A 21260-nucleotide genomic window follows, 5' to 3' on the forward strand; every position below is an offset into this window, starting at 1 on the left:
GCGCTTGAGCGCTGCTGTAAGGTTGTTGTCATGGTTTGATGATTGCGGTTATTTACGAATCAGGTAGGTTTGACTACCTGTTACATATCTTAAAGAACTTATTGCGTTTTGTAAAGGACTTTCACAAAAAATTTTTCTTTTAGGATTTACGCACCGACAACAGAAAATCCCCAATCCGTTGAAAAATGGGACTTTGGGTAAATTCTGTTCTAGAAATTTTGTAAAAACCGCTTAACTAAATGCCTCTGCTATCAAATCCGATGCCAGTCTCGTAGAGAGCGTCTGGCTGTGACAGGGGCGAACAGAACTTTGGTGGCCGCTCGAAACTTCTTCTTCAAAGACGCTGCGTTTAAAAGTAGAAGTACGGTAAACGCACAGAGAGAAGAAGGAGAAATAATTTCGGTGCAAGCAAATTTAATATAGGAATCATATTTGATTTCTGAAATTATCTACGTAGCTGGGGAGTAGGGAGTAGAGAATAGGGAATCAGGCTTTTCGAGTTATACGGAGTTTTTTCAAAAGTAAATAAGCAGGGGTGCAGGGAGCTATTAGCTGGGGAGAAAAACCACGCCACTTGCGGGTGGCTTTTACCAAGAGAGAAAACGAGCAGGGGTGCTTTCGTGCCACTTGCAGGCGAGGTTTGTACCTTTCTTTTTCCCTGTCCCCTGCCCCCTCCCCCCTGGTTATTGTAGAGAGTTTTATGTAGATCCTTTATAAAAACCATAGTTTGTGAATTGTCAAATAAATATTTTGTGTAAAATTTTTATATATTTTTAGGCATTTTCATAAAAATAAAATACTCAGCACTTTTTGATAATTTCCATTATAGTTCCTTTAGAAAAGGCCAGATTTTACTTGGTTTTAACTTAAAAAAATATATCGTCATCTAACCAATAACACTTAAAAAATTAGATACTAGTTTCAACAAACAGTTGTTTACAACTCTAGTAATGTCACTATGGTATCTGAAACATTTTTAAGTGAAAATGATTTACGCACCTCAAATTTATATATGTAGCATGAATATTACTTGTATATGTTGGGGATGTCTTAAAGATTTATTAATCAGGGTTTTACTAGCTAAATATACTTTTGTATTCCAAAAAGTATGTTTTCTAATTAGATAATTATAGCTAAATATCTACCTAATATCAACAAGATATTCAGTATGAATACGATGAAGAAGTCGTAGTATTTTCATATCTGATATTTTCGGAAAAATCTCAAAAATTTAAAAAAGTGATGCAAGAAATCGATTTAAATTTAATTCATAAATTAGTAGAAATTCAAGTAGAAAATTATCCTCATGCTGTAGCTGTTATTTTTAAAAATGAGCAGTTAAGCTATGAAGAACTTAACCAAAAAGCGAACCAAATAGCACACTATTTGCAGAAACTAGAAGTTAAACCAGAAGCTTTGGTAGGGGTGTGTGTAGAGCGATCGCTAGACATGGTAATTGCACTGCTAGGGATTCTGAAAGCAGGTTGTGCCTATGTTCCTCTTGACGCTACTTATCCTAAAGAGCGTTTAGGTTTCGTGATTGAAGATACTCGACTTCCGATCTTATTAACCCAACAGCATTTACTAAAATCGATTCCTCAACACCAAGCTCATACTATCTGTATAGATAGTGATTGGCAAAACATTGCACAACAGTCTGTGGATAACCCAGTCTGTGAAGTCCAACCTGACAATCTTGCTTATGTGATTTACACATCGGGTTCTACAGGTAGACCTAAAGGCGTAGCACTGGAACATCGCAATACAGTTGCCCTAATTGACTGGGCAAGAAAATTTTTTACTCCTGAACAATTAAAAGGAGTACTCTGCTCAACATCATTATGTTTTGATCTATCGGTTTTTGAATTATTTGTCACTCTCAGCTGTGGTGGTAAGGTTATTCTGGCTGAAGATGCTCTACAGTTACCCAATTTGCCAGCCGCATCGCAAGTAACTTTGATTAATACCGTGCCTTCAGCGATTTCTACATTACTGAGAATGAACGGTATTCCGGCGTCGGTGAACACCATTAACTTGGCAGGTGAACCGTTGCAAAATGCCCTAGTGCAGCAACTTTATCAGTTGAAACACATTCAACAAGTGTTCAATCTCTACGGCCCCACAGAAGATACCACTTACTCTACCGTTGCCTTAATAGACAAAGAATCGAGAGAAATTCCATCAATTGGTCGTCCAATTTCCAACACCCAAATCTACTTACTTGACTCTCGACTCAATCCTGTACCTGATGGGGCTGAAGGTGAAATTTATATTAGTGGAGCAGGTTTAGCCCGTGGTTATCTGAATTTTCCAGAATTAACAAATGAGAAATTTGTTGTTAACCCTTTTAGCAATCAACCGGGGTCACGACTTTATAAAACAGGAGACCTCGCAGTTTACTTGCCTAATGGCAATCTCAAGTTTTTAGGTCGCATAGATCATCAAGTCAAAATTCGCGGCTTTCGGATTGAACTGTTAGAAATCGAGGCACGTTTGAGTCAACACCCAGCAGTCCGTCAGCTAGTTGTTGTTGTCCGTGAAGATGTACCAGGTAATCAGCGCTTAGTCGCTTATGTAGTGCCAAATTCTGCCGGAGATCGCTTACAAGACATCACTCCCAAAACTCTGCGTAGTTTTCTGCATCAGAAGTTGCCTAAGTACATGATACCTTCAGCATTTGTCGTGCTTGATGAGTTACCCATGACTCCCAATGGCAAGATTGATCGTCGTGCCTTACCTATCCCTAAATGCTTCCAAAGAGAGCAAGGAAATTACACTGCACCTCGTACCTCATTAGAAAAAGAACTAATTGAGATTTGGATTGAGCTACTAGGGATAGAGCCAATTAGTATTTACGACAATTTTTGTGAATTAGGAGGACACTCCTTACTAACTATTCAACTCATTGCCGAACTCAGACAAGTATTTCAGTTAGAGTTAACTTTAGAAAATTTTCTCCACATGCCAACCGTTGCAGGTCTTGCACAAACTATTGAAGCTCTCCGTCAAGCCGCAACCGTTCCTATACCAAGCAAACCTCCAGAAACAAAAATATTACTAGACTCCTCAATTCACCCACAAAACACTCTGACCGAACCTGTATTGGATCTTTTATTAACAGGTGCTACAGGATTTTTAGGCACTTTTTTACTCTTTGAACTGCTGCAACAAACTCGCTCAGATATCTATTGTCTAGTTCGTGCTAGCAGTATTGAAGAAGCTAGAGTCAGAATTATCGGCCGACTAAAGTATTATCAACTCTGGCAAGAAGACCTCAGTGACAGAATCATCCCGGTTCTAGGAGACTTAAGCAAGCCACTTTTGGGGATAGAGGTACAACAGTTTTCTCGGTTGGCAGAAAAGATAGACATTATTTACCACTGTGGGGCATCTGTGAATATGGTGTATCCCTATTCAGCTTTGGAAAGTGTTAATGTTTTGGGCACTCAGGAGGTTTTACGGTTAGCCAGCCAAAGCAAAATTAAGCCAATGCATTTCATCTCCACCGTGGATGTTCTGTCATCAACGAATAATGGTATTGCAATAGTCAGAGAAGAAGATACTGATACTGTTGCGAATGGCCCATATCTCCATAGTGGTTATGCACAAAGCAAATATATCGCTGAACAGTTAGTTAAAATGGCATACACCAGAGGTTTGCCAGTCTCCATCTATCGACCAAGCAACATCATGGGGCACAGTAAAACAGGCTTATGCTCAACCACAGGTTTCTTACCAAGGATGATCAATGGCTGTATTCAAATGGGTATTGCCCCTGAGGTAGAGGCAGTATTAAATCTTGTGCCAGTGGATTATGTGAGTCAGGCGATCGTCCATCTGTCACGCCAACAGAAAATATGTGGTCAAGCTTTTTACATTGTAAATCCAGAACCTATTGAGTGGAAACAACTAGTTAACTGGATGGAGGCTATAGGCTATCCACTACAACAGGTTTCCTATGAAATTTGGTATGACAGGTTACTTCAACTTGGAAAACACAATTCCGAAAATCCACTAGCCCCCTTAGTAAGCATTTTAACGTATAATTTCATTCAAAAACTGCTAGGAGCATTTCAGTTTAAGTCAAAAAATACCGTCAATGAATTGAATCGCCATTCTATCTTCTGTTCTCCAGTAAATAGCGAATTACTAAAGACTTACTTCTCATATTTCAGCGAAAGTAGTTACTTAAAACCTCCTGTTTCCAGTAGTGAATGGAGAAGTTTAGTTTTTTCCACAAACTCAATGAAAAGTGCTGAGTTCCGAGTGCTGAGTTAAAAGACCGCCCACCAGGAGCGGGGCATTAACCATAGTAATAAATTTTTTAAGTAAGAAAAAATACTCAGTACTCAGCACTCAGTACTGAGATAGTAAATCTAGATAAGCAAGGAGACTATGAACAAAGTGCGATCGCCAAAATTGCCAACATGCACGCCATTTAAAGGATGTGAAAATGAGCAGAAAGTGGATCAATGGGTTAAAAATGCGAGTATCTGTGCCCAAGGTAAATAATATTGCTCAATGTCAGCACACAGCTTCGCTAACACAACAAACGCTAATCAAAACCGCAGTCAGCATTGGAGTGGTGATTGTGGTATCCACTGGTATTGCTTATTTTAAACTGATTTCCAGCATTACTACTGAGGCATTGGCTGCGGTTGAGAAATATGTCCAACTCCGGGCACAACGAGAAAATAAAATTTTTATTCTGGCCCAAGAAAATCATGTCCTACTTAAACAGGCTCTCTTAGCAAGGTTAAAAGCACAGAGCGATCGCGATCCCAAAGTTGAATTTGACCAACTGTTTGTCAGAATGGCAGACGGTACTATTCGCAATCGTGCGAGTAAATTTGATCTTCAAAAATCTCCGGGCATATTTCTTGGCCAGAACATCAGTATAAATCCTGATATCAGACGACGTGTCGTAGCCTATTTTGATGAGCTGAGTGCTTACGGCCCAGCATGGCGTAACCGCTTTGTCAACACCTACATCCAGATTCCAGAAAATGGAATTGCCATCTATATGCCCACCTATCCTTGGGTACAGAATGCACCCCAGGATAAATCTTTTCGAGTCACGGATGATGAGTCTTTTTATATTACCAACAAAGCTCATAATCCAAAACGCGAAACTGTCTGGACAGGAATTTATTACGACCAAGTAGCTAAGGCTTGGATGGCTTCCTGCGTCACACCTGTGGATATGAACGGCAAACACATTGCCACGATTGGACACGATATTTTTATTGGTGAATTGCAGCATCGTACAATTAACGACGCATTAGAAGGTACTTACAACATGCTTTTTCGGGAAGATGGGCGATTGCTAGCTCATCCGGCTCTCATGAAACAGATTCAAAAAGAAAAAGGCAAATTCGAGATATTAAATTCTGGAGATTCCCATTTACGCAACATTTTTAAATTAGTTAGCCAACAACACGATCGGGTTATTGTTGACAACCCCCAAAATGATGAGTATTTAGCAGTCACCAAACTTGAAGGGCCAAATTGGTATCTGGTGACTGTTTTTCCTAAATCATTTCTGCAAAAAAAAGCATTTATAACTGTTCAATTCGTCATATTTTTGGGTCTGACATCATTGCTAATTGAAATTGTGGTGGTGTTTTTAATTTTACGTCGCCAAATTTCTTCTCCTTTAACTAAACTAATGGCAGCAACTGAAAGTGTTGCTGCTGGCAATTGGAACATTGAACTGGATGTAACACGACAAGATGAGTTAGGTCGTCTCGCATATTTATTTCAGAAAATGGCCCAGGAGTTGCAAGAGTCTTTCACCACTCTAGCAAAGACCAATGAGGAGTTAGAGGTGCGAGTAGATAAACGCACAGCTGAACTTCAGGCGGCTAAAGAAACAGCTGATAGCGCTAGTAAAGCTAAAAGCGAATTTCTCGCGAATATGAGCCATGAACTACGCACGCCTCTCAATGGTATTTTAGGTTACGCCCAAATCCTTCAAGGCTCAAAAAATCTCACTGAAAAAGAGCAAAAGGGTATTAGGGTTATTAGTCAATGTGGTTCCCATTTATTGACTTTGATTAATGATATTCTTGATATTTCCAAAATTGAAGCTCAGAAGCTAGAACTGTATCCGACAATTTTTCACTTTCCTTCATTTATTCAAGGAATTTCGGAAATATTTCGGATGAAAGCTGAACAAAAGAATATTGAATTTTTATATGAAGCTGATGAACATTTGCCTATAGGTATCCAGGCTGATGAAAAAAGGTTGCGGCAGATTTTAATTAACTTACTGGGTAATGCTATCAAGTTTACTGACAAAGGTTTTGTGAAATTTATAGTTAGAAAAGAAAAGCTGAAAAGCAGCGTTTCTGGAGAAGCATCAATCTATCAAATTCGTTTCCAAGTTGAAGATACTGGTGTCGGTATGTCCAATGAGGAATTAACAAAAATATTTTTACCATTTGAGCAGGTTGGTGATCTTAAAAAGCAATCACAAGGAACAGGATTAGGGTTAACTATTAGTCAGAAAATTATTGCCATGATGGGTGCTAGTTTAGAAGTGCAAAGCCAATGGGATAGGGGTAGTATTTTTTGGTTTGAAGTAGAGCTACCTGAAGCAAGAGAGTGGGCAGAAAAATCTAAAGTTTTTTCACAAGTAACTATCCTTGGTTTCCAGGGTGAAAAACGAAAAATATTAATGGTAGATGACCATTGGGAAAATCGTTCAGTAGTTGTTAATTTGCTAGAACCTCTGGGATTTGAAGTTATAGAATGCGGTAATGGTCAAGAAGGTTTGGTAAAAGCAACTGATTGTAGACCTGATTTAATTATCACCGATATCTTGATGCCTGTGATGAATGGATTTGAATTGATACATCATCTACGAAATTCTCCTGATTTAAAATATGTGAAGATTATTGTTTCATCAGCAAGTGTATATAAGACTGACATCCAAAAAAGTCTAGATGCGGGTGGTGATGACTTTCTTACCAAACCTGTGCAAGCAATTGATTTGCTAGAAAAGCTCCAAAAGTGTCTAAACTTGCAATGGATTTACGATCAAAACTCTGAAGGAAAAAATCAAAATGTTTGTGCTTTAGAAATAGGACAACAAAAACAAAATTTTTTATCTCTTAAAAAACAAATAATACCTCCACCGCCAGAAGCTCTGTCTAAGTTATATGAACTTGCTTTAAAAGGTCGTATTAAAGCTTTACAATTGGAATTAGAACAACTAACAGAAGAACATCAGGAATTAACTCCATTTGCTCAAGAAATTTATCAGTTAACTAAAAAATTTCAAGTCGAAAAGATTCAAAGCTTTATTCAAGAGTTTCATAAAACAAATAATTTTTAAAATTTCGATTTTTAAATCACATTAATAATTTGGCAGGGTTTATAATGCATCTATCTGACACAAATGTAGTTTTAATTGTCGATGATATTTCCACCAACTTAGAAGTGCTTTCAGAAGCCCTAACAGATGCGGGATTTGACGTTGCAGTGGCAACTAGTGGCGAAAGTGCTCTCAGACAAGTTGAATACGATTTACCAGCATTGATATTGTTAGATGTGATGATGCCGGGAATTGACGGATTTGAAACGTGTCGGCGATTAAAAGCTAATGCCAACACAAAAGATATACCAATTATTTTTATGACTGCTCTTAGTGACTCTATAGATAAAGTTAAAGGGTTGTCGCTAGGTGCTGTAGACTATATCACCAAGCCGTTTCAACAAGCAGAAGTACTAGCCCGTGTCCAAGTTCATGTGCAACTGCGAAATGTCAGCACAGCACTGGAGGAGCAAAATCTGCGTCTGAAACAAGAAATTGAGGAACGTATTGCCGCAGAAGTTGCGTTGCAGCAGCTGACTCAGGATTTAGAGCAGCGGGTAGCAGAAAGAACTAAAGAACTTTCACAAGCTTTCCACACTTTACAAAAAGCTCAAGTTCAGCTTGTGCAATCAGAAAAATTAGCTACTTTAGGCCAATTAGTAGCTGGTGTTGCTCACGAAATTAATAATCCAGTCAATTTTATTTATGCCAATATTCATCATGCTAATCACTATATCCATAACTTACTAGAGCTAATACAGCTTTATCTAATTCAGTGTCCTCATCCCACTGCCGATATTCAGAAAAAAATCAAAGAAATTGACTTGGAATTCTTGATTGAAGATTTACCACAACTTTTTTCCTCAATGGAGATCGGCGCTGAAAGAATTAGTGAAATCGTCAAGTCTTTCCGTACTTTTTCCCGTCATGATGAAGCGGAAGTTAAAACAGTAGATATTCATGAGGGTATTGATAGTACACTGAGAATTCTCGAACATCGCCTGAATCCAAAATCGGCGCATCAGGCTATTCACATCACTAAAAAATATGGGAATTTAGCTAAAGTTGAGTGCTATGCAGGAAAAATGAACCAAGTGTTTATGAATATCTTAAGTAATGCGATTGATGCTTTGGAAGAAGTAATAGGTACTTATGACTGTTTTATTCCCCCTACTATTTGGATTTACACACATATTGTAGAAGCGGAATATATTGCAATTAGAATTATTGATAATGGTCCTGGAATATCCCAGGAAATTCAAAAACGATTATTTGATCCTTTCTTCACAACTAAACCTGCTGGTAAAGGTACAGGTTTAGGTCTATCGATTAGCTATCAAATTGTTACTGAACAACACGGTGGTTCATTGTGTTGTATCTCTAATCCAGGTAAAGGGACAGAGTTTGTAATTCAAATTCCACTTCGGCAGTCAACATTCTCTTATTATAAATGGCAGCCATCTCCAGATTTATTTGAATTCTTGACACAGAGTTAACTGACTTGAAAGTGCTGAGTTAGGAGTTAAGAGTAACGAACCACTCCAGACACAGCGGCGAGTCGGAGCACAGGCTTTTGGCAATCTGTTATGTCATGTCCGGTTAATTAGTTATAATTCCCGTAATCTATGCAGAAACCGGAAAACCCTCTTTCCCCCAGCTAAGTGCCCCCAGCAAGAACTGCGGTCTTAGTGATAAGTCTTTCACCGGACACGATATTAGTGCAGTGGTAGCGAGTCGGGAGAGCAGCACAAGCAGCACACTGCACGAACGAGCGTCCACAGGAGCGTCACTTTTAAGGATTGAAATAATTGAAAGCTTCTGAGAGGTAATCAGCAGCAGATGCTACTACTGCGATCGCACTTTCATAATCTAGGCGCGTTGGCCCCAAAACTCCCACACTTCCTACGGGTATCGAACCTCGACGATAGTTAGAAGAAATCAAGGTGCAGGTACGTATCGGTTCTAATGGATTTTCTGCACCAATGCGAACCGTTACCTTTGGTTTATCACCATCTTCCGGCTCTGGTTCCTCAAATATTAATCGCCACAGTTGGTCTTGTTCTTCTTCCAGCAGGTGGATAATCGTTTGTACCTGCTGTAACTGGGAAAATTCCGGCTGGCGCAAAACTTCTGACACACCCCGAACCATAATTTGGGTTGCGGTTGGTGCAAGAGTGCGACGAGTCAATTCGGCAACTGAGTTTTTCAAGAATTCCCCGTAACGTTGGAACTCCTGATCTAGTTCGCTCCAGTTGAGGTAGGCTAATTCCAACAGACTTCGCCCCCGCAGATGACTATTCAAAAAGTTAGAAACAATCTGCAACTCGCGATCAATTACCTCTGAATCCCGTTGTGTTTCTTCTGGTGTTGGCGACAAATCCATCAATTTGGAATGTGTCTCGTAACCATCAGTTACCACAATCAGCATGATCCGTCCGGCTTCAATTTGCACTAATTGCAGATGTCGCAATAGCGCTGTGGTCGTTTGCGGCATAGTGATCAAGCTAATGCAACCACTCAAGGTTGCTAAAATCTGCGCGGCTCCTTGCAGTAGGGTTTCTAAACTCCGATCTTGCCACTGTAGCTGCTTTTGCAATGCCACCTCTACTTCTCGCCCTAAAGTTTCCGTACCACCTCCCTGCGGGACACTGCGCGAACGTGGAAGCAAGCTACGCGTAACATCTGTCTGCGACACGCTGCGCGAACGCAGAGAAGGTGTAATTAACTGGTCAACATAAATGCGATAGCCTGAGTCTGAAGGTACACGTCCAGCAGAAGCGTGTGGTTGGTAGAGCAATCCAGACTTTTCTAAAACGCCCATGACATTGCGAATTGTCGCCGAGCTTACGCCCAGATCGTACTCCTCAACTAAAGCCTTTGAACCAACAGGCTCTGCCGTAGCAATATAGTGACGTACCGTTGCCCAAAGTATATGCTGTTGTCGATTTGTTAACTGAACTTCCATTATGGTATGTTTTGCTGAAGGCAAATTTTAATCAAACTCTGAAGAAATTTGTAAATTTAATCAAAAACAGAAAATATTAATAATTTATTAAGATAGCAAATTATATAACTATATTATGATAAGTATTTTTAAACTTTATATACATACAACATTTTTTAAGAGTAGGGTTGAAATAGTAGTTCAACTTTTTTGTAAAAACTGCTAATTATAATGTACCCTTACGATGCTTCTTTCTAACCGTATTTTTGCACAACTTTCCACTTGCAACAGTATTATTAGATACGTATCTTTGTGCAAGGGCTAATGCTGAAGGGCCAGTCGAAAAGTTTTGTGCAGATGTACCTGATACCCAAATTCTAAACTTTCCAGCAAGGCTATAAATTGATGTACTTCTGCTTTTAGCATAGCAAACGCCAGATGGAAGGGTAAGTTCCATCTCAGTGATGTATCTGAAAAAGCTAATATTGAGGAATTGAAGGGTCTATTAGTAGGGAATAAGCATCAATACCACCCGAAATATTTTGCACATTTGTAAAACCTTGAGCAATCAACCACTGGCACATCTGAGCAGAGCGGATGCCGTGATGGCATAACACCAGGGTTTCAGCTTGGGGATTGAAGAGGGTAGGTACTTGATCTCCCCATTCGGCAAATTGACTTAAAGGTAGGTTGACAAAGCCCTCAATGCTAGCGATCGCCAATTCTTCTGGTTCCCGCACATCTACGAGCTGAATACTTGTATCACTAGAAGAAAGACGTTGCGCCAGTTCTTCTACACTAATTTGGTTCATGGGTTGACTAAAAGAATTCCCTATAAACAGTCCTAATCCTATTTATGGTGACAGAAAATCTCTGCCTTTGCATGAGTATCCATTCTCAAGAGGGTTGATTAATTCTGCTAGGCTTTCTGCTTAAATGGCTGTAAACCGTCTTTTTTAATAGGTTTAATGTGAATAGGCAACGTTCATTTATTGGTTTTATCGTAGCTGGGGCGATCGCCCTGCTAGTAATTGCGATCGCAGGCTTTTACTGGTTTTTCGCTAAAAGTCCGGCTAACCTCATTGCTTCTAGCTCTGGGCCTGGTGCAGCCATATTCGTGTCGAAACTTTCTCCTGCAATGGTTTCGTTATTGACCAATCCTGACCGTTTGCAGGCGTTGGAGCGCGAAGAGGAACTATCTAAACTTAAAACCAGTTTATTCGCCAAGAGTGGCATAGATTACAAACAAGACATTCAACCCTGGTTAGGGGACGAAATTACATTAGCGATCGCTACCTTAGATATCGATCGCGACCCAGAAAACGGACAACAGCCAGGGTATTTGTTGGCATTAGCAACCAAGCAACCACAGAAAAGCCGCGAGTTTGTCGAGTTGTTGTTTTCTAAACGAGCCTTAGCTGGGGCAAACTTAGCTGTTGAACAATATAAAGGTGTAAAACTGATTTCTGATAATTCTCAACCAGAACAAAACTTGCTTGCTGGTGCTGTTGTCGGTGAAAGCTTTGTCTTATTTGCCAACGATCTGAAAGTACTACGAGATGCTATCAATAACGTCCAAGCGCCCGATCTGAATTTGACTAGCTCACCCGAATACCAAAAAGCTACCAAAGAACGGCTCAAAGGGCGATTAGCTGTAGCTTTCTTGAATCTTCCCATCGTTGCAAAATGGCAAGGGTTAGAGTTACCAGAACAACTTTATAACAGTCAAATCATATCCTTGGTGTTAAATCCTAAAGGATTACTGGCAGAAACCACCATTTTGACTTCATCGGAAATTGTCCCTCCATCTGCACCACTATCTAAACCTGTGAGAGCATTACAGTATGTTCCAGCATCCGCAGGTTTAGCAATTTCCGGCTCGAATTTGAGTAATTTGGGTGACAGCGATTTAGCCAAGCTCTGGAGACAAGCAACAGCAACTATCTATGGTTCTGAGGAAGATGTGGTTTCTCGGTTAGCAAAACCTTTGGCAGATGTTCAAAAACGCTGGGGTATAAATTTACCAAAGGATATTTTTAGCTGGGTACAAGGAGAATATGCTATAGCATTGTTACCTGACAAAGAGCAAACAACCCCACATTGGATTTTTGTGGTGGAAAAATCCGAAGGTGTAGAACAAGGCGTTGCTCGATTAGATGCGATCGCCTCATCCAACGGACTCAGCATCAATACCCTGAATATAGACAAGCAAAAAATCTCCGCTTGGACAGAGTTAACCACAGCTACAAAAAAAAGTGATGTTAAAGAAGGAGCATCTTTCAGCATTGAAACAAAAGTGCGGGGATTGCATACAACTTTAGGAAATTACGAGATTTTCGCGTCTGACTTGGAGACGATCAATGAAATTTTCACAACCAAGGGTAATTCCATAATTGACAATCCCAATTTCAAAGATAGTATCGCTGCAATTCCCCTACCAAACCAAGGCTATATATATCTTGACTGGACAAAGAGCCAGAATTTGTTAGAGCGTCAAGTACCGATTCTCAAATTAGTGGAAGTCTTAGGTAAACCATTTTTTAACAACCTGCGATCGCTCACAGTGAGTAGTTATGGAACTGACACGCGATCGCTCAAAGGTGGCGTTTTTTTCAAACTCCATAATTCGTGAGATTTTCATAAAACCTCAAAGTACAGAAGGGAAAAAACTCTTTTCCCTTCTGTACTTTCTTACCTCATAATATTTACGTAGATATTGTGTAGCATTTACTAATTAATGGCTTGATTGCCAAAATGCCCCACTATCAACGAGCGCGATTTAATTAGGACTTACGCAAAACATAACGAAAGTAGCGGTAATTCATGAATTACCGCTATGCAATAATCAGGTTTACAGGGACATCTTGCGTAAGTCCTGTTAATGTTGCTGTCTAGATTGAGAAACAACCTAGCAATTAGCTGTCCATTTTCTAAAACATTAACTGTGGCACATTTTAATGTGGCACAACCAACTGAAATATCACTGTAATTTTTTCACTAGAATATGTATATATCACTACTCATTTAAAAGCCTGTTGGAGGGCTACTATGAAATACTGTTGCCCCCGACTTCAGTTTCGCGGCGGTTGGTTGGTAGCTATACTTACCGCCATCACAGCTACCCCTGCAATAGCACAAACAGCAAACTTTGGTACTTTCAAATTATTAACAAGCTTTGATTCAGCACAAGTAACAGTGCAGGGGTTTACAGGTGGTTCTTACTCATTATCTGCCATCAGTAACCGCGATCGCGATCAAAGAGCCTGCATTGGCTTTGCCGATCCCAAACCAGATCACATTATGGTTTTGGAAAAGGACTTTTCCCAGCTAACAATCCAAGTTGATAGCAACAACAACGACACCACTTTAATCATCCAAGGCCCAGGTCAAACAACAATTCGTTGCGGCGATGATACTGGCAAAAGTAAAGATGCTAGCGTTAGCGATCGCAACTGGAAAAGGGGCACTTATCGGATTTGGGTAGGTACATTTAATCCTGGGGTCAAGCGGGATTATACTCTGAAAGTGGAGCAGCAGTGAAATAGGGAGTGCTGAGTTAGGAGTTAGGAGTTAGGAGTTAGGTGATTAATAACTAATGCCCAATGCCCAATGCCCAATTTTTACGTGTAACACCTGAAAGGATAATATGGGATAGTAGCTTGTTGTGCTTTCCGAGGGTGCTATCTCGTGCTATCTATACTGCGTGCTGACTTTCGTATCATATTTGAACGTGACCCAGCTGCCCGTAACTGGTTGGAAGTTTTATTTTGTTACCCTGGTTTGCAAGCCTTGTTATTCCATAGGCTGGCTCACTGGTTGTATAGTGTTGGTCTTCCCTTTATTCCGCGCCTGATTTCTCACTTGGCTCGGTTTTTGACTGGAATTGAAATCCACCCTGGTGCAACAGTTGGGCAAAGTGTGTTTATTGACCACGGGATGGGTGTAGTAATTGGTGAAACTGCGATTGTCGGCGACTATGCCCTAATTTATCAAGGTGTCACCCTTGGAGGTACTGGTAAAGAATGTGGCAAGCGCCATCCTACTATGGGCGAAAACGTCGTAGTTGGAGCTGGAGCGAAGGTACTGGGCAATATCCAAATTGGCAATAATGTCCGTATTGGTGCTGGTTCTGTTGTTTTAAGAGATGTGCCTTCAGACTGTACTGTGGTAGGTGTGCCTGGGCGCATTATGTATCGTTCTGGAGTTCGGGTTTCACCTCTTGAACACAATAACTTACCAGATTCAGAAGCTCAAGTAATTCGTGCTTTAGTAGACCGGATTGAGGCTTTGGAAGAACAAATACAAACCCTTCAGCGCACCAATTCTTCAGAAAAAACTCCTGTTTTAGTGGGTTCTTTAGCAGCGAAAGAGGACGAGCTAACCCATGATACTCGCTGGTGCAACCTCAAGGATAAGACTATCCAGGAATTTCTAGATGGTGCTGGCATTTAAAAAAGTGAGAAGTTAAGAGTGAGGAGTGAGGATTGAAGAAGAATTCAGAAGTCAGAATTCAGGAGCGGAGCAAGGAAAGCTCCGCCTCCGGTCAGAATCAATGAGTGGCGGGTCTGAATCCCCCACTGATTGAAGACCACCAAATTGAAAATTTGGTGGGGGTCTTAAACCCGGTTATTCATTCTGAATTCTGAACGGCAGTTGCTACAACGGAGGGAACCTCCCTCCGGGTTCGGCAGTTCCTCATGGGGGAAACCCCCAAGACCGCGGACTGCCTCACCGCAACGCACTGCCTCCTCCTGACTCCTGAATTCTGTTAGATAAAAATCATAAATGTCAGGTTTGCAGTTTCCAACTCCTAACTCCTGTAGAGATGCGATTAATTGCGTCTCTATTCCAATATTTAAGGATTAATCGCTTGGCTAGACCACTCTTGCTGGTCATCACGGTGGTAAAGCCATCGATTTTGTGGTTCGCCGCGTAATTCTAAGTGATCTACCTGCACCGGATCGAGTAGCAGTAGACAAAAATTAGCCACTGGCTGCATGGGTTCGGGTGCTGGTGGTGCAAAAGCTTCTGGGTTTTCAACTCTGGGTTTACCAGGATGCGGCCAAGCAAACTGTAAACGCGCCGCATCACTCAATTCTTGCCACATTGCGATCCGCGCTGGCTGTAGATTGTGGTCAGAATCATCACCGCTTACTAGGGTTAAACAGCCAGTGATGCGGAATTGTTCTCGTGTATTAGGAAAATACCAGCAAACTTCTGCCCAAGGTTGTTGCTGTATCTGGTCGGTTTTGGCGCTACGGTTATCGGTGATAAATTTTAGCTGGTTTGTATCTTCTAGAAAGCCGCGAAAGACTAGGGTACGATTAGGAGGGCGACCGTTTGTCTGTAGCGTTGCTAGTTGCAGGTAACGGGCATAAACAAGGCTGCGGTTGCGATGGAGTGCATGAGCGATCGCACCTCGCCAAGGAGCAAGAGACATTATACAATTCTGTTGGTAATCTAGCGCCAGGTATTCTTGAACATCCTACCATTTCAATACTCCTGGTTGAGCGCCAGTGATTCCTAAAAGTTCTCTAACGCTATAAAGCTTTAAGATTTTGTTGCTGTAATATATAGCAAGGGACTGGGGACTGGGTGAAAAGTCTTTTGGTGTCTAAGTTTTATCATCTTTTGATGTCCTAACCAGCTTGGCTGTTGCTATATATAAATTCTTAATATAAATAATACCTAATGAGTTCCTTACCCGCTAATCGTGCTAATACCCTTAAAGCTGCTTTTCGTGTTTGTGATGTAGCTCCTCTAGTGAGTAATAGAGATATTGAACGTTATTATGTTGATTTATCAAAAGTTCGCAAGACACAGGCAATTAGTACTGTTAAAAAACGTTTAGATTTTCTGGAACCCGCCGAATTTTGCAGCCTTCTATTCACTGGACATCGGGGATGCGGTAAAAGTACAGAATTAAGGAAGATTCAGCAAGAATGGGAATCTCAATATAAGGTTATTTATATAGAAGCCGACGCTGAACTAGATATATTAGACGCAGAATACACAGATTTATATTTGGTAATTATTAAAAAAGTTGCTGATGTGCTATACGCATCGGAATTAAATTTTGATGCCAAACTTTTAAACAATTTTGAGTCTTGGTTTAAAGAAATTACTCAAGAAACTGAACAAACAGTTGAAAGGTCAGTAAGTGTCGGTGTTCAGGCAGAAGCAGGTATAAAAATTCCCTTTATTTCAAAACTATTGAGTAAAATACAAGCTCAAATTAAAGGTGCTGACAAACAAAGAAAGACGGTTCGTCAGAATTTACAAAAAGATATTGGTCGTTTACAAGCAGATATAAATTTGTTGTTAGGTGATGCTTTTGTCAAGCTTAAATCCAAATACCCGGAATATGAAAAAGGATTTTTAATTATATTTGATAACTTAGACAGGGTTCCTCCGAATGTAGCTAAACATTTATTTTGTGATTATGCATTTCAATTACAAAGTCTACATTGTACGATTATCTATACAGCGCCAATTTCTATAGTCTATTCTGAAAATAATTTGGCTAACACTTTCGACACACCTAATATTGTGCCGATGGTTAACATATATGAGTTTGAAAAAGACAAAAACGAGCTAGATTATAATGATGAGGGGATAACAGCAATTACGAGTTTAATTGAACAAAGAGTTGAAGTAGACGCAGTGTTTGAATCGCGTCAACTATTGGTAGATTTAGCCAAAGCAAGCGGCGGTCACATCCGCCAATTGATGCAAATAGCATCAAAAGCATTTATTACAGCAGCAACTCGTGAGCATGAGAAAGTTACTGCTGATGATATCACTTATGCGATTAAGCAAGAGCAGTTTAATTTTGAGCGGAGTATATCAACAGAATACTATTCTGCTTTGGCTGCGGTATATATCAACAAGGATGTTTCTAAGGATGAAATCGGCAGGTTAATGCTATTTAGTCTTTGGGTTTTTGAGTATAACGGCAAAAATCGCTGGAATTATGTTAATCCAGTTGTGAGGCAAATCTATGCTTTCCAAGAAGCAGTCAAATCAGCCACAAGTAACCCCTGAGTTAAATTTAGCAAAAGAAACTTTTGTGCAAATAAATCAGCAGTCATTAGCGGAACTGTTAACCTTTATTGACTTTGCTGACACTCAGTTAACGATTGGGTTCGTTGCTGTTAATTTTGCTGAAGATAGAAATACTTTAATTGAAATCCTCAACAACCATCCTCAATGTCATGAGATTCAGTTTGAACTTCTCAATTTTGCCGATCCTAATTTGCGTTTTTTAAGGGATGAAATTATTCATGATTTAAAAGGAATTCATTTAGAACCAGAAAAAAAATTAGTTTTAATTGTTATCGGTTTAGAAAAGTCTATTGGTTTATCTGGAGAATATCCCCCTGTACTGCAAGACTTGAACTTTGTCCGAGACGCTTTTACTAATAGTGTTCCTCACCCTATACTGATATTTCTGCCAGATCATGCCTTAACACGTTTGGCAAAATATGCTCCAGATTTTTGGGCATGGAGAAAAGGAGTATTTTATTTTCAAACAGTCGAGTCTACTCAAGAGTTGGCTATTGAAAAAACTATTCAGTCGGAGAGAATATTAGGAAGTTTAGATTTACCAGAAAGGCAAGAGCGGATTGATTTACTTGAGCGTTTGCTAATGGAAGAATCAACTGATGTACGTACCCGCATTACTATTTCAAAAGAGTTAGGGGTTGCTTACAGTAGTATTGGTGAGGCGAAAAAAGCAGAAGATTTTTTACTCAAAGCTTTGAAGTTGACTGAAGAAGATGAAAATTTAGCAGGAATCAAAGCCAGCGTTCTCCACGAATTGGGAATAATCTACGCCGACAAAGGGGAAGTGGATGAAGCGATCGCACTTTACAATCAGTCTTTGGAAATATTTGAACGCATTGGTAATGTCCAAGGTCAAGCGGCAACGTTACACTGTCTGGGAATAATCTACGCCAACAAAGGGGAAGTGGATGAAGCGATCGCACTTTACAATCAGTCTTTGGAAATATTTGAACGCATTGGTAATGTCCAAGGTCAAGCGGCAACGTTACACTGTCTGGGAATAATCTACGCCAACAAAGGGGAAGTGGATGAAGCGATCGCACTTTACAATCAGTCTTTGGAAATATTTGAACGCATTGGTAATGTCAAAAGCCAAGCAGATGCTTTGCATAACCTAGCAATTATCTACGCCAACAAAGGGGAAGTGGATGAAGCGATCGCACTCTACAATCAGTCTTTGGAAATAGAAGAAGGCATTGGTAATGTCCAAGGCAAAGCGGCGACGTTGCACCAATTGGCAGGTATCTACGCCAATAAAGGGGATGTCGATGAAGCGATCGCACTTTACCATGAGTGCTTGGAAGTTTTTGAACATATTGGTAATGCTTATTGGAAAGCACTAACGTTGCATAACATAGCAAGTATCTACGCCGACAAAGGGGATGTCGATGAAGCGATCAAACTCTATAATCAGTCTTTGGAAATAAAAGAACGCATTGGTAATGTCCAAGGTAAAGCAATGACTCTGTGGTGGTTAGGACATTTGGCAGAACAGCAAGGTGAATATACTAAAGCGATATCCTATTTGCAACCAGCTTTAGAGATTTTGCAGCGATTGAAGTCACCGGATGCTGAAAGTGTGAGTGCAAGTCTTGATAGGATAATTCGTAATTCGTAATTACTGAAAGATTTTTGTTTCACGCAAAGGTGCAAAGAAGAAGGCAAAAGTGTAATTTAAGTAAATGAAAACTGCTGTAATAAGGCTTTGATACTTGTGGACGAGCCTTTAATACTCGCGGACGAGTCTTTGATACTCGTGAATGAGTCTTTGAACTCTATTAATGAACTCTTGCAAAAGTCCCCTAAACCCCACTGCCAGCCCCTAAGAGCCTGCTCTTAGGGGAGACTTTGACGTAATTCAAAGGCGGGGTGGGGTTCTTATTTTGGATTTATGCAAGAAGTCTACTTTTTCTCCTTTGTGTCAACTTTTCTGTTAAGAAACATGTTTATAATGCATAGCTTTCTAAGGGGGGTTGGGGGGATCTAAGACTTTGAAAACACGCCCTAGTCCCCAGCGATGCACTGAGCTTGCCGAAGTGTCCCCAACCCCCAGTCCCAATTTTAGTGACGAGTGTAGGAATGCTCAAAGTGAGTTTTGAGTGTATGAGCCATAACAGACATGACAATTGCTGCGATGGAAACCGATATTGCTGCGATTTTGATTCTAGAATCATCTGCAAGTATTGCGACAGCAAATAGAGCGATCGCTACCCCGATACAACCTTGTTTGATTCTATTTGTCACCTGATAAGCTCGATTGCAAGAACTACAAATAAGTGTATGTCGTGAAAACCTGTCTAACAAAACCGGCTTTGAATTCAACTCGCCATTCTCAACATTTTTCCACGTGGAATAGCCTTGATAAAAAGGCAAAGATGACCCAAATTTATCTAGCCACTTGCGGTACTCAATCACTAATGTGTCAGATGTTTTCAGCGGCAAATATAATTCTTTGAGACTTCTTCCCAAGCGCTCAATTTCTGCCTGTTGTCCCGCAATCAGAGGCAAATCCTGCTCCAATATTTTGTTCGTATTCAAGTGATCGAGCCAGCGCGGCCTCAGCTTGACTCCCCAAGTCATGAAATTACGATAACCTCTAGCTAAAAGACGGCATCGCCCTTTACCTAAAGGAATTGAATACAAAGCTAGTCCAAATGTCCAATCTTTTTTTTCAATATAAGCAGTGTTCAGCACAAGATTTGGAGCAACAAAATCAATATACTTCCAGGCTTCATTTGATTTGTTAGCTCCGCGCCACCTGCCTTTAACCCCCTGAGCCGAATTCTCTAGTACTTCCATTTCTAGCGGTTGGGCATTTTTACGATTACCACCCCCTCTAGTGCCATTATGGCTAATAGCAACATGAGCAGGATCGCTGACATTTTCGACTAGATATGTTTGGTCATAAGGCAGATCCAATATAAAGTCTGCACACACAAATCCTGGCTTATCTAAATCTGGCAAAATTGGAATAATTTCATCAACAGCAGTTTCTTTTTCGCCAGCCCACACCCAAATCATGCCTTGGCGTTCTACTACCTTAAAGGATGGCACGCAAGCATTGACTGGAATTTTTGCATCTGCTGGTAATTGGGGAATGTGCACACATTCACCATCACTGCCAAACTGCCAACCGTGATATAAGCACTCAATTTTGCCGTCAATAATTTGTCCTTCAGAAAGTTTGGCTGTACGGTGAGGACAACGATCTGCTAAACAGATAAATTGTCCATCTTTGTTTTTGAACAAAACCAAAGGTTCATCGTACAAGGAAAAGCTATGAGGGCGGTTGGCAGGCAAGTCTTGCACAAAGGTGACGGGATACCAGCATTGCCTCCAGTTAAATTCTTGCTTCTCCTCAAGCGTCTCAAAGGTAGAAGTTGGTGGTGTCGCCTGTAGTGTTTCTGTTTGTAATGACATATTTTTCTCCAGGTTTATATTATTTTATACTTTTGGATTAGCAAATCTTTAGTCCCATAGATAGAACATTTCTAGGGTAAAACTTCAAAAATTAACCATGAGAAAGCATTCAAGCATTTTGAGTAAGTCAAAGAACGTTTTGCTTGCGGAAAACACCCAAATGAGAAAGCAAACTGGGGTTTGAGTAAGTCAAAGAACATTTTGCTTGCGGAAAACACCCAAATGAGAAAGCAAACTGGGGTTTGAATAAGTCAAAGCTGCTTTTGCTTGCGGAAAACACTAAAATGAGAAAGCAAACTGGGGTTTGAATAAGTCAAAGCTGCTTTTGCTTGCGGAAAACACCAAAATGAGTAAGTCAAATGGCATTTTGAGTAAGTCAAAGGTCATTTTGAGAAAGAATTTAAGTATTTTGATAAAGTAATAAGGTTTTTTGATAAAGCAATAAGGCTTTTTGATAAAGTAATCAGCAAATATACTTAAGATTAAAAATCGCACTAGCACAAAAAAAGTCGG

The 21260-nt window shown here is 40.2% G+C and carries 12 protein-coding genes; 8 read left to right on the plus strand and 4 right to left on the minus strand.

Going from position 1 to position 21260, the window contains the following annotated elements; all coding sequences use genetic code 11:
• Positions 1 to 1242: 1242 nt before the first annotated feature.
• The 3 genes from RMY63_RS26035 to RMY63_RS26045 all read left to right on the plus strand — a co-directional run bounded on the left by RMY63_RS26035 (position 1243) and on the right by RMY63_RS26045 (position 8814).
• Positions 1243 to 4278, plus strand: coding sequence for an amino acid adenylation domain-containing protein (locus tag RMY63_RS26035; RefSeq protein ID WP_322731518.1), 3036 nt, complete (start codon positions 1243 to 1245; stop codon positions 4276 to 4278).
• Between the two features lie 175 nt (positions 4279 to 4453).
• Positions 4454 to 7339 carry a hybrid sensor histidine kinase/response regulator gene (locus tag RMY63_RS26040; RefSeq protein WP_322731475.1) on the plus strand — a complete coding sequence of 962 codons (2886 nt, stop codon included), beginning with the start codon at positions 4454 to 4456 and terminating at the stop codon, positions 7337 to 7339.
• A gap of 44 nt (positions 7340 to 7383) precedes the next feature.
• On the plus strand, positions 7384 to 8814 hold the full coding sequence (locus RMY63_RS26045) for a response regulator (RefSeq protein ID WP_322731476.1): 1431 nt from the start codon (positions 7384 to 7386) through the stop codon (positions 8812 to 8814).
• 296 nt (positions 8815 to 9110) lie between these two features.
• Here RMY63_RS26045 and RMY63_RS26050 read toward each other — a convergent pair whose 3' ends face one another.
• Positions 9111 to 10283 carry a heat-inducible transcriptional repressor HrcA gene (locus RMY63_RS26050; RefSeq protein WP_322731477.1) on the minus strand — a complete coding sequence of 391 codons (1173 nt, stop codon included), beginning with the start codon at positions 10281 to 10283 and terminating at the stop codon, positions 9111 to 9113.
• 458 nt (positions 10284 to 10741) lie between these two features.
• On the minus strand, positions 10742 to 11074 hold the full coding sequence (locus tag RMY63_RS26055; protein WP_322731478.1) for a rhodanese-like domain-containing protein: 333 nt from the start codon (positions 11072 to 11074) through the stop codon (positions 10742 to 10744).
• 158 nt (positions 11075 to 11232) lie between these two features.
• On the opposite strand from RMY63_RS26055, the gene RMY63_RS26060 reads away from it, so the two are divergent.
• From RMY63_RS26060 to cysE, 3 genes are all read left to right on the plus strand, one after another.
• Complete coding sequence (locus RMY63_RS26060) at positions 11233 to 12894, plus strand: DUF3352 domain-containing protein (protein WP_322731479.1); 1662 nt, start codon at positions 11233 to 11235, stop codon at positions 12892 to 12894.
• Between the two features lie 416 nt (positions 12895 to 13310).
• A complete protein-coding gene (locus tag RMY63_RS26065) occupies positions 13311 to 13802 on the plus strand; it encodes a hypothetical protein (RefSeq protein WP_322731480.1) in 492 nt (163 codons plus the stop codon).
• A gap of 147 nt (positions 13803 to 13949) precedes the next feature.
• Positions 13950 to 14714: a serine O-acetyltransferase gene (gene cysE, locus RMY63_RS26070; protein ID WP_322731481.1), complete on the plus strand. Its 765-nt coding sequence runs from the start codon at positions 13950 to 13952 to the stop codon at positions 14712 to 14714.
• Positions 14715 to 15117: 403 nt separating this feature from the next.
• Here cysE and RMY63_RS26075 read toward each other — a convergent pair whose 3' ends face one another.
• A complete protein-coding gene (locus RMY63_RS26075; protein ID WP_322731482.1) occupies positions 15118 to 15702 on the minus strand; it encodes an Npun_F5749 family FMN-dependent PPOX-type flavoprotein in 585 nt (194 codons plus the stop codon).
• A 251-nt stretch (positions 15703 to 15953) separates the two neighbouring features.
• On the opposite strand from RMY63_RS26075, the gene RMY63_RS26080 reads away from it, so the two are divergent.
• Positions 15954 to 17306: an AAA family ATPase gene (locus tag RMY63_RS26080; RefSeq protein WP_322731483.1), complete on the plus strand. Its 1353-nt coding sequence runs from the start codon at positions 15954 to 15956 to the stop codon at positions 17304 to 17306.
• Complete coding sequence (locus RMY63_RS26085) at positions 17263 to 18945, plus strand: tetratricopeptide repeat protein (RefSeq protein ID WP_322731484.1); 1683 nt, start codon at positions 17263 to 17265, stop codon at positions 18943 to 18945. Before RMY63_RS26080 ends, RMY63_RS26085 begins: the two co-directional genes overlap by 44 nt.
• Before the next feature lie 443 nt (positions 18946 to 19388).
• Here the strand turns inward: RMY63_RS26085 and RMY63_RS26090 are convergent, their stop codons facing one another.
• Positions 19389 to 20747, minus strand: a complete 1359-nt coding sequence (locus RMY63_RS26090) for a Rieske 2Fe-2S domain-containing protein (protein WP_322731485.1) — start codon at positions 20745 to 20747, stop codon at positions 19389 to 19391.
• Positions 20748 to 21260: the final 513 nt, after the last annotated feature.

Source organism: Nostoc sp. ChiQUE01b, from assembly GCF_034531255.1.
Taxonomy (GTDB): domain Bacteria; phylum Cyanobacteriota; class Cyanobacteriia; order Cyanobacteriales; family Nostocaceae; genus Nostoc.

Excerpts from the sequence above, each read along its gene's own strand:
- RMY63_RS26035 (WP_322731518.1), top strand. The coding sequence starts at position 1,243 with ATGCAAGAAATCGATTTAAATTTAATTCATAAATTAGTAGAAATTCAA.
- RMY63_RS26040 (WP_322731475.1), top strand. The coding sequence starts at position 4,454 with ATGAGCAGAAAGTGGATCAATGGGTTAAAAATGCGAGTATCTGTGCCC.
- RMY63_RS26045 (WP_322731476.1), top strand. The coding sequence starts at position 7,384 with ATGCATCTATCTGACACAAATGTAGTTTTAATTGTCGATGATATTTCC.
- RMY63_RS26050 (WP_322731477.1), bottom strand. The coding sequence starts at position 10,283 with ATGGAAGTTCAGTTAACAAATCGACAACAGCATATACTTTGGGCAACG.
- RMY63_RS26055 (WP_322731478.1), bottom strand. The coding sequence starts at position 11,074 with ATGAACCAAATTAGTGTAGAAGAACTGGCGCAACGTCTTTCTTCTAGT.
- RMY63_RS26065 (WP_322731480.1), top strand. The coding sequence starts at position 13,311 with ATGAAATACTGTTGCCCCCGACTTCAGTTTCGCGGCGGTTGGTTGGTA.
- RMY63_RS26075 (WP_322731482.1), bottom strand. The coding sequence starts at position 15,702 with ATGTCTCTTGCTCCTTGGCGAGGTGCGATCGCTCATGCACTCCATCGC.
- RMY63_RS26080 (WP_322731483.1), top strand. The coding sequence starts at position 15,954 with ATGAGTTCCTTACCCGCTAATCGTGCTAATACCCTTAAAGCTGCTTTT.
- RMY63_RS26085 (WP_322731484.1), top strand. The coding sequence starts at position 17,263 with ATGCTTTCCAAGAAGCAGTCAAATCAGCCACAAGTAACCCCTGAGTTA.
- RMY63_RS26090 (WP_322731485.1), bottom strand. The coding sequence starts at position 20,747 with ATGTCATTACAAACAGAAACACTACAGGCGACACCACCAACTTCTACC.